Source organism: Reinekea marina (assembly GCF_030409715.1).
Lineage (GTDB): Bacteria > Pseudomonadota > Gammaproteobacteria > Pseudomonadales > Natronospirillaceae > Reinekea > Reinekea marina.
Map to the genome: position 1 here is coordinate 756774 of NZ_JAUFQI010000001.1, position 12056 is coordinate 768829.

The 12056-nt window shown below is 45.2% G+C and carries 11 protein-coding genes; 8 read left to right on the forward strand and 3 right to left on the reverse strand.

Annotated features, from left to right (window positions below):
- Window positions 1–15 precede the first annotated feature (15 nt).
- The 3 genes from QWZ13_RS04035 (at window position 16) to htpX (ending at window position 2411) form a co-directional block, all read left to right on the forward strand.
- The gene (locus QWZ13_RS04035; RefSeq protein WP_290280628.1) at window positions 16–960 is read left to right on the forward strand and encodes a YbgA family protein; all 945 of its coding nucleotides are present in this window, start codon (window positions 16–18) and stop codon (window positions 958–960) included.
- Window positions 957–1457: a hypothetical protein gene (locus tag QWZ13_RS04040; protein ID WP_290280629.1), complete on the forward strand. Its 501-nt coding sequence runs from the start codon at window positions 957–959 to the stop codon at window positions 1455–1457. Before QWZ13_RS04035 ends, QWZ13_RS04040 begins: the two co-directional genes overlap by 4 nt.
- A 90-nt stretch (window positions 1458–1547) precedes the next feature.
- The gene (htpX, locus tag QWZ13_RS04045) at window positions 1548–2411 is read left to right on the forward strand and encodes a protease HtpX (protein ID WP_216000425.1); all 864 of its coding nucleotides are present in this window, start codon (window positions 1548–1550) and stop codon (window positions 2409–2411) included.
- 493 nt (window positions 2412–2904) lie between these two features.
- Here htpX and QWZ13_RS04050 read toward each other — a convergent pair whose 3' ends face one another.
- Complete coding sequence (locus QWZ13_RS04050; protein WP_290280630.1) at window positions 2905–3054, reverse strand: hypothetical protein; 150 nt, start codon at window positions 3052–3054, stop codon at window positions 2905–2907.
- Window positions 3055–3145: 91 nt separating this feature from the next.
- On the opposite strand from QWZ13_RS04050, the gene glgB reads away from it, so the two are divergent.
- Both glgB and glgX read left to right on the forward strand, forming a co-directional pair.
- Entirely contained in the window at window positions 3146–5314 is a 2169-nt protein-coding gene (gene glgB / locus QWZ13_RS04055) for a 1,4-alpha-glucan branching protein GlgB (RefSeq protein WP_290280631.1), read from the forward strand.
- 23 nt (window positions 5315–5337) lie between these two features.
- The gene (gene glgX, locus QWZ13_RS04060; RefSeq protein ID WP_290280632.1) at window positions 5338–7458 is read left to right on the forward strand and encodes a glycogen debranching protein GlgX; all 2121 of its coding nucleotides are present in this window, start codon (window positions 5338–5340) and stop codon (window positions 7456–7458) included.
- A 108-nt stretch (window positions 7459–7566) separates the two neighbouring features.
- On the opposite strand, the gene QWZ13_RS04065 is transcribed toward glgX, so the two are convergent.
- The gene (locus tag QWZ13_RS04065; RefSeq protein WP_290280633.1) at window positions 7567–7848 is read right to left on the reverse strand and encodes a hypothetical protein; all 282 of its coding nucleotides are present in this window, start codon (window positions 7846–7848) and stop codon (window positions 7567–7569) included.
- Between the two features lie 175 nt (window positions 7849–8023).
- Window positions 8024–9283: a sensor histidine kinase gene (locus QWZ13_RS04070; RefSeq protein WP_290280634.1), complete on the reverse strand. Its 1260-nt coding sequence runs from the start codon at window positions 9281–9283 to the stop codon at window positions 8024–8026.
- Between the two features lie 40 nt (window positions 9284–9323).
- Here QWZ13_RS04070 and QWZ13_RS04075 point away from each other — a divergent pair, with 40 nt between their 5' ends.
- The 3 genes from QWZ13_RS04075 (at window position 9324) to QWZ13_RS04085 (ending at window position 12051) form a co-directional block, all read left to right on the forward strand.
- Window positions 9324–9866 carry a chemotaxis protein CheW gene (locus tag QWZ13_RS04075; protein ID WP_290280635.1) on the forward strand — a complete coding sequence of 181 codons (543 nt, stop codon included), beginning with the start codon at window positions 9324–9326 and terminating at the stop codon, window positions 9864–9866.
- Between the two features lie 92 nt (window positions 9867–9958).
- Complete coding sequence (locus QWZ13_RS04080) at window positions 9959–11374, forward strand: ATP-binding protein (RefSeq protein ID WP_290280636.1); 1416 nt, start codon at window positions 9959–9961, stop codon at window positions 11372–11374.
- Window positions 11375–11376: 2 nt separating this feature from the next.
- Window positions 11377–12051: a response regulator gene (locus QWZ13_RS04085; protein WP_290280637.1), complete on the forward strand. Its 675-nt coding sequence runs from the start codon at window positions 11377–11379 to the stop codon at window positions 12049–12051.
- Window positions 12052–12056: the final 5 nt, after the last annotated feature.

The window sequence follows — 12056 nt, forward strand, 5'->3', positions numbered from 1 at the left end:
TCGAAGAACACAATCATGGAAACAACCATTAAAATCGGTATCAGTAGCTGCCTTCTAGGCGAAAAAGTCCGCTTTGATTCGGGCCATAAACTGAATAAATACGCGACGGATGTATTAGGGCAATATTTTGAATTTGTTCCATTTTGCCCTGAAGTAAGTATTGGGCTGCCTATTCCACGCGCTCCGATCCGATTAATAGCAAAAGACGGGGATATTCGTTGTGTGGGCGTCAAAGACGATACGATCGATGTAACGGATGAGCTGAAAGCCAAAGCCGATGAACAAGTACATTGGCATCAAGACTTATGTGGTTACATCTTAAAACACAGTTCACCCAGTTGTGGCATGGAGCGTGTGAAAGTGTATACCAATGCTATGCCGACTAAGACCGGCGTTGGTATTTACGCTAAGCAATTGCTTAAAAACTTCCCTAACTTACCGGTTGAAGAAGAAGGGCGATTGGAAGACCCTCATCTACGTGAAAACTTTATTCAGCGTGTGTTTGTTTACTCTCGTTGGCGTGCACTTATTGCGGGTGATTTTTCGATTGGCCAATTACAAAAGTTCCATGCTCAGCATAAGTATATTTTTATGAGCCATGATCAAGTAGGCGCTAAAGCGTTAGGGGCGATATTAGCCAATACAAAAGACTTTGCGCTAGAGGAAGTTGCCGAACAATATGTCACGTCGATGATGCAATTGTTGAAAAAAATGGCGCCTCGTAAGGGCCATGTGAATACGTTGAAGCACATTCAGGGCTATTTAAAACGGTCGCTCGATACTGAAGACAAGCAGGAGCTGAATGACATTGTTGAGCAGTATCGACAAGGCTTGGTGCCGCTCATTGTGCCAGTAACCTTATTGCGCCATCATTTTCGTCGGCATCCACATGACTATATTGATCAGTCTTATTATTTGGCACCACACCCTAACGAATTGATGTTATTGAATCGTATATGAAAACAGTCACAGTGAATGATAGTTTCCAAACAAACTACCAATACCAACTTGTGGCGCCTATCGGGGAAAATTTTGACTCCGATTTCAAGCCGGAGCTGACGCCTCAAGAAATGTTGGCGTTGGGGGTATTTGGAGGTAAATATATTAATGAATGCGTTGATGAGTTTCCGGCTCAATGGTTCAAAGAGGCAAAGCTAGCGCCGCTGCGAAAGGATCCTTCGCTCAACTTTTTTGAAATCGATGCCTCACAACCCTTGGCCGAATGGCAAAGAAAGGGCTGGATACATGATCAAGACCCGCGTGGGTGGTTCCAATGGTATTGTCGTTACTACATGGGGCGAAGAACCGACGATGATGCTCGACAAATTAAGCGCTGGCGTGCATTTAGTCGCCACGCGGGCGCTGTTCGTAAAAATTGTCAGCCTTATGACCACGATTGCCGTCGTAAGCAGCGCCAAGCATTACTGCACTGGGCTTACGATTCCAGAGCCATGTAGTAAGTTGTGACTTCCGGCCTATCTTGAATTTCTCAGTTTAGCCTCAAAATAAGCGTTAGAATTATATTCGTTAATCGAGAAGGGTTTAAAATGCTAAGAACGTTGTTGTTTGTGGGTACTAACATTGCCATTGTGGTGGTGCTAGGAGCCTTTTTAAATATCGTTTTGCCTATGTTTGGGGTGTCTTTAGGTGATACCTCTGGGTTGTTGATTTTGTGCTTAGTATTTGGCTTTGGTGGCAGCTTCATCTCTTTGATGTTGTCTAAGTGGATGGCCGTTAAAGCAACCGGTGCTAAAGTCATTAGCCAGCCCAATTCTCAAATGGAGCGTTGGTTGGTTCAGACGGTTGAGCGGTTGTCGAAACAATCGAACATTCCTATGCCTGAAGTGGCTATTTTCCCTAGTAACAGCATTAATGCCTTTGCGACGGGTGCGAGCAAAAATAAGTCATTGGTGGCAGTTTCAACTGGGTTGCTTCAGCAAATGAGCCAAGATGAGCAAGAAGCCGTCATTGCCCACGAAATTGGTCACATTGCGAATGGAGACATGGTCACCATGGCCCTAATTCAAGGGGTGTTGAATACCTTCGTCATGTTTTTCGCGCGCATTATCGCTGGTGCAATCAGCAGTTTCGTCGCACGTGGCGAAGATGGCCGTGGCTTAGGGTTTATTGCTCATATCGCCGTAGTCTTTATTCTAGAGATGATTCTAGGTGTGCTAGCCAGCATCATTCAAATGTGGTTCTCTAGACAACGAGAGTTCAGAGCCGATGCCGCCTCAGCAAAATTGGTCGGCGCACCCAAGATGATTGCCGCATTAGAGCGTTTAAAGCAATCGGCAGAACCTGAGTTAGATGGGCAACTAGTCGCCTTCGGTATTCATGGCAAACGTTCAGAAGTGTTTGCCTCACACCCGAGCCTAGAGCGCAGAATCGCCGCACTACAATCTAGATAAAGCTACACCCGCAAAACCCGCCGACAAAGCGGGTTTTGCTCAAAGCAAAGACGCGATTGTTCTAATGTTTTGACCTTACTCGAAGCTTGAAGCTAAGAACTTGCAGCTTATCTCCCGCAGCCCAGCAAGCCTCACCCGCTTCGGCTGCGCGTTCCACTTCCGCGGGTCGCTGTTCGTGCATCCTGCACCGCTAAACTTCGCCATCCATGGCTCAGATGCCCGCTGCAGTGAAACCCACCCCCAAAGCTAATTTTTCCCACCAAGCTTAAGTAAGAGCGTTCGAAGCAAAGCGAAGACGCGAATGTTCTAATGTTTTGACCTTACTCGAAGCTTGAAGCTAAAAACTTGCAGCTTATCTCCCGCAGCCCAGCACAAGCCTCACCCGCTTCGGTTGCGCGTTCCACTTCCGCGGGTCGCTGTTCGTGCATCCTGCACCGCTAAACTTCGCCATCCATGGCTCAGATGCCCGCTGCAGTGAAACCCACCCCCAAAGCTAATTTTTCCCACCAAGCTTAAGTAAGAGCGTTCGAAGCAAAGCGAAGACGCGATTGTTGAAATGTTTTGACCTAACTTGCAGCTTGAAGCTAAAAACTGGCAGCTTATCTTTCACAACCCGCAGCCCAAAACTGCCACTAAAAACCACCCACCGCTTTTTGCACCTGACAACTGAACGGTGATTCCGTTAGCATAGGCTATATTAATAATGATAATAGTAATGCGAAGGTTGTGTGTTTATGTCTATAGCGAGTCGCTTAAGCAATGTCTTGGAAGCTGAACCGTTCGATGTTTTAGGGGTGTTCGATGTTGGTGAGGGTTGGCTGATCCGAGCTTTTGTTCCTGATGCTGAGACGATGGAGGTTTTTTCTCTCGATGGCCAATCGCTATTAATGCCTATGAAGCAAGTCGACAGTCGCGGCGTGTTTGAGTGCACTGTAAAGTCTGAGCATAAGCCTTTGTACAGTTTGGCGGTTTCTTCGGGGGGGCATTCTTGGCGCGTGGTCGATGCTTATCAGTTTCGTGATCGAGCTATGACAGATTTCACGTGCGATTCTGCAACTCTGTATAAAAATATGGGCGCGCACCGTTGCCATGTGGATACTTCTGAAGGGCAGGTCGAAGGTGTCCGTTTTGCCGTTTACGCGCCCAATGCACGTGCGGTCAGTGTGATCGGTGAATTTAATAACTACGATGGGCGTCGGCACCCAATGCAAAGTAGTGATGACGGCATTTGGCGGCTGTTTGTGCCTGGCTTACAAGCGGGCGATACCTATAAGTTTGAACTTAAAGATGCTCGCGAGCATGTGCTGCCTCATAAATCGGACCCTTATAACTTTTACTGCGGCCAGCACCCACATTTTAATTCGATTGTCTTTGATCATGATGTTTACCAGTGGCAAGACCAAGCTTGGCAAAATCGGCCGTTTGAGCAGCCTAATAAGTCGCCTATTTCCACTTATGAAGTGCATATAGGGTCTTGGCGACATAAAGATGGTCAGCCTTTAAGTTATCGCGAGCTAGCGCAAGCGCTGATTCCTTATTTAGTCGATATGAATTATACCCATGTCGAATTCGTGCCGGTCAGTGAGCATCCATTTGATGGCAGTTGGGGTTATCAGCCTTTGGGTTTGTTTGCGCCAACGAGCCGATTTGGTACGCCCGATGATTTCAAATTCTTTGTTGATCAATGCCACCAACATAATATTGCCGTGTTGGTCGATTGGGTGCCAGCGCATTTTCCCGCTGACCCTCATGGCTTAGGATTATTTGATGGAACCCCGTTATATGAATACGCCGATCCTCGGCGTGGATGGCATCCTGATTGGAATTCTCATATCTATGATTATGGTCGTTTTACGGTTCGTGATTTTCTCATTTCTTCCGCTGTTATTTGGCTCGATTATTTTCATGTTGACGGTATTCGAGTGGATGCCGTTGCTTCGATGTTGTACTTGGATTATTCGCGAAACGAAGGCGAGTGGATCCCTAATGTAGATGGCGGCAATCACAATTACGAAGCCATAGAATTTATCAAGCGTTTTAACGAAACCATTTACGGTCGCTACCCGAACGCTATTACCATTGCCGAAGAGTCGACCGCGTTTGATGGTGTTACTCGGCCTGTTTATGCGGGTGGGTTAGGGTTTGGCTTTAAGTGGAATATGGGTTGGATGAATGATTCACTTAACTACATGCAGCGAGACCCAATACACCGTTGCTATCATCACAACGACCTAACTTTCTCGCTGGTATATTCATTCAATGAAAATTTCGTCTTGCCGCTGTCTCACGATGAAGTCGTGCATGGTAAGGGCTCTTTGATAACCAAAATGCCGGGTGATGATTGGCAGAAATTTGCAAATTTAAGAGCTTACTATGGGTTTATGTATGCGCACCCTGGTAAAAAACTAAATTTTATGGGCAATGAAATCGCTCAACGCATCGAATGGAATCACCGTGGAGCACTTGAATGGCAAAGCCTTGAAGACGATCGGCATAAAGGTATTCAAAGCCTGATCAAAGATTTAAACCGATTATACAAAGAAGAATCGGCGTTGCATCAAGGCGACAGCGATGCATCGAGTTTTAGATGGATAAATCACGATGATTCGCAAAACTGTATTTTTAGTTTTATTCGCTACAGCGATGACGAAGATTTTGTCGTTGTTGTTTCAAATATGATGCCTTCACCCCATAGCCACTACCGAATCGGGGTACCGATGAGCGGCTGTTATCAGCTATTGCTTAACACCGATTCCCATTTTTATGGCGGCAGTAATTATGATGCAGGGTCTGAGTTTTATAGTATCGAAGACCCGACCAGTGGTTTGCCGCATGCTATTGATATTAAAATACCACCGCTAGCAACGGTGTTTATTAAACGAGTTTCATCTGACAACGATTAGCGATTGAATAGGGTTAATTTTTTATGATCACGCGTATTCAAGGAAACGCTGAATGCTTGCCAGGGCGCTCCACCCCGTTGGGTGTTCAAGTGACCCATCACGGAGTTAATTTTGCGGTGCACAGCCCTGAAGCCGAAAAGGTTGAGCTGTGTTTTTTTAATGAACATGATGAACAGATTTTTGCAAAGACAATGCCAGCGCGCACGGGCGATGTTTGGCATATATTTGTACCAGAAGCAAAGCCTGGGCAACGCTATGGCTATCGGGTTTATGGCGAGTTTAACCCTCAACAGGGGCGTTGGTTTAATCCGCATAAGGTGATGATAGATCCATACGCTCAGGAAATAAGTGCGCCCATTCACTATGATAATGCGATGTTGGCCTATCAGATAACGGCGCCCAATCAACTTACTCTGTGTGAACAAGATAACGCGCATTGTATTCCCAAAGCTATCGTGCCTCGGGATACGTTTTTTCACTGGACGGCTGATAAACCCGATCAAGAATGGCGCGATGTCATAATTTATGAAATGCATGTTAAGGGCTTTAGCCAATTAAACGAGGCGGTGCCGGAATCCATTCGTGGTACCTATTTAGGCGTTGCCCACAGCGCCAGTATTTCGCATTTGAAGAAATTAGGGGTTACTTGCGTTGAGTTGCTACCTTGTTTTGCCTTCATGTCAGAGCCACGATTATCGGAGCTTGGCTTAACCAATTACTGGGGTTATAACCCAGCTTTATTTTTAGCTCCTGAACCAAGATACGCTAAACAAGACGCGGTTAATGAGTTTAAAGAAATGGTTAATGCGTTGCATGAAGCGGGAATCGAAGTCATTTTAGATGTGGTCTATAACCATACCGCTGAAGGAGGCTATTTAGGTCCTTCTATTGCAAATAAAGGGTTGCATGCCAAAACATTTTATCGACACCAGGCGGGCGATTTTAGCCAATACATTGATAACTCTGGCTGTGGCAATTCCGTCAACTCTGATCACCCTTATAGTTTGCAGCTCATTTTAGACAGCATGCGTCATTGGGTCAGTGAATATAAAATAGATGGCTTTCGATTCGATTTGGCGGCTAGCTTAGGTCGAGAATCCGAAGCGTTTTCCAGCAATGCCGCATTTTTTAAAACCATTCAACAAGACCCAACCTTAGCCCGTGTAAAGTTGATCGCTGAGCCTTGGGATATTGCCCCAGGCGGTTATCAGTTGGGGCAATTTCCACAGCAGTGGTATGAATGCAACGATCAATTTAGAGATACCGTTCGGCGGTTTTGGAAAGGTGACCTTGGGGAAACAGCGGAGTTTGCTACTCGATTAATGGGCTCACATGATGTTTTCCAAAAAGGAGCAGCGCATACCACCTCTTCGATCAATTATGTCACCTATCACGATGGCTTTACGTTGCATGATTTAGTGAGTTACAACCAACGTCATAACTTAGCCAATCTAGAGAAAAATAAAGACGGTCATGGAGATAACCTAAGTTGTAACTACGGTGTCGAAGGCGAAACCGACGATTCTGTAATCAATGCGCTTCGCGCGAAACAAAAACGAAACTTTATCGCCACGTTAATGTTGTCGCAAGGGGCTATCCATCTATTGGGCGGAGACGAATTAGGGCGAACTCAACAGGGTAATAATAACGCCTATTGCCAGGATAATGAGATCAGTTGGTTTAATTGGGCACGGCGAGATTTAAAATTAGAAGCCTTTGTTCAGCAGATGATCGCGTTGCGTAAAAGCAGCTATCTATTTAATCGATTGGTGCTCAGTGACCAAGCAAAAGGTGAGTCGCCATTCAGTACCGATGAGGTGCATTGGTTACGGTCCGATGGTCATTTTTTAACGCAAGACGATTGGCATGACGTTAATTTACAATGCTTCGGTTTACTTATTTCAAACAGCGTAAAAAGTATTGAAAGTGATTTAAAGCATTGTGCCGAGTGTTATCTTATTTTGTTTAACGCCAGTGGACAAGACTTGGATTTTCATGTGCCTTCGGCTGGCGGTATAGAGTGGAACTTGTTATGCGATACTGCTCGTAATAATGGTTTACTGCCTGAAGAAACGCACCCCGCTAAATTACATTACTTAATGCAAGCGCAAAGTGTGGTGGTATTAGGAAAGGTAAAAAGCTGAACATAAAAAGGGGCTCCAAAGGAGCCCAAAAGATCGAGGAGTACAAAACCTCAAGAGAGGCTTGTTGCTAGCTGTAAGCCTCCGCTAGCACGAGTACAGCAAATCGAATTAGATTGAGAGTAGAAACTCTTCTCTTGCACCACGCTCTCGTTCAAATGCTTTATCGAAGAGAGAGGCTTGTTGCTTTGAAATAGGTGTCCAAGTGGCATCCGGCCAGCTTTTTTTCATTTCTTCTAACGCGGGAACGTAAGAAATTTCGCCATCTTTATTGATCGCTCCCCATGCAACCATGGTCGATGATTGAATGACTGAAGTTATTACTCCCAGTGACGGACGATAACCAGGATTCTTGCTGATAAACTTAAATACTTGGCTCATTGCATTTCCCATAACCTGCGCTCCTTTTTTGTTTTTGCCTGTTTGAAAAGGAATATAAGCGGAAGAATCGGCAAGCAACAGGATTATCTGCAAAGTATCATTTTATGATACTAAAGGTCGCAACATACTATCTTTTTCTGGATCAAGAGGTGAATCGGCAGGAATTGATCTCAGCCTTGGAAAGGGGTTAGGCTTGTTCTTGAGAGACAGGAAAGGTCAATGTTGCCTGCAAACCGCCTTGAGTCGATTCACTCAAGTCAAGCTGCCCATTTAACCAACGTTCCGCGTAGTGTTGTACCACGTTAAGGCCGGTACCAAGGTTTTCGTTGGGCTTTGACGTGACAAAAAGCTTGCTGACTTCATTAAGTTGGCTGCTTTCTAAGCCAATACCGTTATCGTCAATGGTGACAGTGAGTAAACCGCCTTGTGAGGATAATTTAATGGATATTTGGCCGCCCGTAGTACTTTCTAAGCCATGATATAAGGCATTACTCATCAACTCCTTTACTAACTGTGTCAGCAGTATTAATGGAATCGTAACCAAAAGCTCAGGCTGATCAGCCTTTACAATGAGTGAATGCGTGGTTTTATCAAACAGAGGTTGAAACTGTGATTGCCAATACTTGGCTACCGCGGCGCAGCTCACCGTTTGCCGTTTATCATTCGTAGTGGCGTGAACACGAGCATCAACAAAGCGAAAAATACGAGACAATCGATTCGCCGATGATTTAGCTGTATCTAATAAATCTATGTTCGCGGCATCAAACTGTTTAGGTGACAGCAGCGAGATAAAGTTTACTAAATTTCCAATATAACGAGTACTCATCGGGACGAGGCCGATTAACTTTTCAGCTAATATCATGCTCTCGCTGGAATGTTCGATATGAGTATCTAACCGTGCCAGTTTGCTTTGTGTTTCAGGTTGCGGTTGGTCTTTTACCGCTAGCGACTTGAGGGTGCTATTGAGCGTATCTTCAATTTTAGCGCGAATAATGAGCTGCCCAAGTACAGTTGAAAAGGTTTCCAGAACTTCAAATTCTTCTTGGCTTATGTCTTTACCATTCACTAAATTATCTACGAACAGCCAACCGAACAGCTCTTTCTCGGAGCTGACCATCGCTTGTACGTGCCAACCAACCCCTTGGGCTTCCCCCATATCATTGAGAGATTTATTTCGTATTAAGCGAATACTCTCGCTTGAATCTAGCATGAGGTGGTCATCGGTAATGGGGTAGCGCAGGCCATGTTCATTTCGAAGCTTTCCATGGGCGTCTATGCCCCAAGTCCCAACTTGTTCTTGGGTTTGAGCATCGAAAAGAAGAAACCCTGCTCTATCGAACCCAAGCGTACCCTTAACGGCTTTAATAGACAGCCTGAGCAAATCATCTAAATCTTTAGCGTTAGACAGTTGAGCATAAGCTTTATTTAATTTGCGCAAATAGGACATAAACTTTTATACGCCTTAGCCGATAAACCAGTTAATAAAGATGGAGTGTGCTGGCTCTGACAATTGTGACCAGCAAGTTGCCAATGTGCCGACACTTTACTACGCTTTGAATCAATATCACAGTAAGGGGTTTCGAATGTCTACAACCGAAATGTGGGTCGTTGTTCAACTCAACGGCGAGCCGTTGGCGTTTCCGGCTACGTTGATTAAAGAAGTCGTTCCATGGCAGCCGTTAAGCCCTGTACCAAGCCATGCGGTCGGCGTAATGGGGCTTATTAGCCTACGAGGTGAAACCTTAGCCGTAATCGATGTGTTGCAAATGCAAGGCAACGAAGGCATTGCTGAACCCAGTTTTATGCTGGTTCTCGATTTCCCGGAGTCTAGAGTTGGCATGGCCGTCGATAAAGTAGAAGGGGTGCATTACTTTAACATTGAAGAAATGGACACCAATATGGCCGGTGGCTATGTTCAGGGCACCGTTACCCGAGAAGATAGACTCTACCAATTGGTAAATTCTGTCGCTCTTGAGCAAATGATGGCGCAATTCACCGACGTTGCAACCCTAGCCAACGGCAGCTATTAACTACCCAGCATGAGCGTTGGTTCGTTATTTATTTAGAAACTCGGTAAAACACGAACCAATCTGCACGTTGTTTGCACATTTGTGCGTTAAACTTGGCGCACTTCTATTTTCCTAATGGGTTGATTGTGTTTTATTCACTTCGAACCAAGTTGTTTCTTAGTATTTTATTTATTAATACGCTGCTAATTGCAACCGTACTGTGGTTGAACAGTACAAGCTTTAACCAAAACTTCGCTGACTACGTTAATAAGCAAGAGGCAAGGCGATTACAGCCGTTGCTAGAATCTCTGGCGGCATATAATCAGCGTAATCAAGGCTGGCAAGCGCTGCAAAACAACCCTAAGCAATGGGTTGCTTTAATTAACCTGAGCTATCCAACACTCATGAATGATCGTCGCCGCTTTAGTCCTCGGCCGCCATACTTAGAAAGGCTGCTGCTGAAATCAGAACAGGGTGAGTTAATTGTGGGCCGAGAAGACCCAAACAAACGCTTTGTATGGGTTCCGATCACTAATGATGCATCGGACACCCTTGGTTACATCGGGTACCAGCCGAATGAGCGTCTCGATGCACAAGTCGACAATATCTTCCGGGCCCAATATAAAGAGCAAATACGCTGGATCGCCGTTGCACTATTAATAACCTCGGCGGTGTTCGCCATTTTTATCTCAGGTGTCATTGCACGTCCACTTCGTAAAGTGTCCACCGCGTTAGCCGAAATGGCGGCGGGGAATTATCATCAAACAATCACTCACAATAGCCAAGATGAATTAGGGCAGTTAGCACAAGATGTGAAGCAGCTGGCGGACACGCTACAAGAGAATCAAAAGTCTCGCTCGCAATGGGTTACCGACATCGCCCATGAATTAAGAACCCCAATTGCCGTGTTGCTTGCCGACATAGAGTCTGCCCAAGATGGCATACGCGAAACCAACGAAGATTGGCTTAAAAGCCTACAATGGCAAGCCGAGCGTATGGGGCGCTTGGTGAATGACTTAAATGAGCTGTCGGGCTCTGAGGTTGGCGCTTTGCAATACAAAAAAGCACCGGTCGATTTAAAACAACTTATGTTTGCCAGCCTGGAGCAATATAGCTCTCGGCTAAACGAGTCGAACATTAAACTGAGCATGAGCACAAAAGGAAAAAATTTCTTAGCGTTTATTGATGAGCAACGTATTGAGCAATTGTTTTCTAATTTAATGCAAAATACATTGCGCTACACCGACTCACCTGGCCAGTTGTCGCTCCAGTTGTTAGAACAAGACTCGATGCTATTGCTGACATGGTCGGACTCTAGCCCGGGCGTTGCAGAGACTGAATTCCCTAAGTTGTTTGATCGGCTTTACCGCGTCGATAGTTCTAGAAACCGAAAGACCGGTGGGTCTGGCTTAGGTTTGGCCATTGTGAAAAATATTGTTCATGCGCATCAAGGTACGGTGGTTGCCAAAAGTAGTGAATTGGGTGGTGTAACGATAGAGTTAACCCTACCTAAAGCTATTCAGGAGTAGTGATGGCACAAATACTCATTGTTGAAGATGAAGAGCGGTTAGCCGCTTTAGAGCGAGATTATTTTAAACAGGCGCATTATGATGTCGTTGTGCAGCACCGTGGTGATGATGCTGAGCAGTGGTTAAAGCACAATCAGCCTGATCTAATTGTGCTTGATTTAATGCTACCTGGGCTGGATGGCATTAGCCTGTGTAAAAAAATACGGGCCAATTCAAGCGTCCCTATCATCATGACGACGGCAAAGGTCGAAGAAATTGATCGTCTGCTCGGGCTTGAATTGGGCGCAGATGATTATCTGTGTAAACCTTTCTCATTAAGAGAGCTGGTGGCTCGCACGAAGGTGATTTTAAAACGAGTTCAACCCAATGAGATAGAACCCCCTCCTAAAACCAAACTGTGGCTCAATACGCAAACAGCACAGGTGAGTTTTGCTGAAAAAGCCAGTGAGCTCACTATTGTTGAGTTGAATTTATTGAGTGCATTAATGGACCGAAGCGGTCATATTTTATCTCGTGATCAACTGATCGATCGAATATACAAAGATCAACGGGTTGTCAGTGATCGAACCATAGATAGCCACATTAAAAAACTTCGCAAAAAACTCAATGAATTAGACCCTGAACACGATTACATTCACTCCGTATATGGAGCCGGGTATCGGTTTGATCCAAAGTAATTGTC

Coding starts and splice junctions, on each gene's coding strand:
- glgX (WP_290280632.1), top strand. CDS start 5,338: ATGATCACGCGTATTCAAGGAAACGCTGAATGCTTGCCAGGGCGCTCC.
- QWZ13_RS04035 (WP_290280628.1), top strand. CDS start 16: ATGGAAACAACCATTAAAATCGGTATCAGTAGCTGCCTTCTAGGCGAA.
- QWZ13_RS04070 (WP_290280634.1), bottom strand. CDS start 9,283: ATGTCCTATTTGCGCAAATTAAATAAAGCTTATGCTCAACTGTCTAAC.
- QWZ13_RS04065 (WP_290280633.1), bottom strand. CDS start 7,848: ATGGGAAATGCAATGAGCCAAGTATTTAAGTTTATCAGCAAGAATCCT.
- glgB (WP_290280631.1), top strand. CDS start 3,146: ATGTCTATAGCGAGTCGCTTAAGCAATGTCTTGGAAGCTGAACCGTTC.
- QWZ13_RS04040 (WP_290280629.1), top strand. CDS start 957: ATGAAAACAGTCACAGTGAATGATAGTTTCCAAACAAACTACCAATAC.
- QWZ13_RS04075 (WP_290280635.1), top strand. CDS start 9,324: ATGGAGTGTGCTGGCTCTGACAATTGTGACCAGCAAGTTGCCAATGTG.
- htpX (WP_216000425.1), top strand. CDS start 1,548: ATGCTAAGAACGTTGTTGTTTGTGGGTACTAACATTGCCATTGTGGTG.
- QWZ13_RS04085 (WP_290280637.1), top strand. CDS start 11,377: ATGGCACAAATACTCATTGTTGAAGATGAAGAGCGGTTAGCCGCTTTA.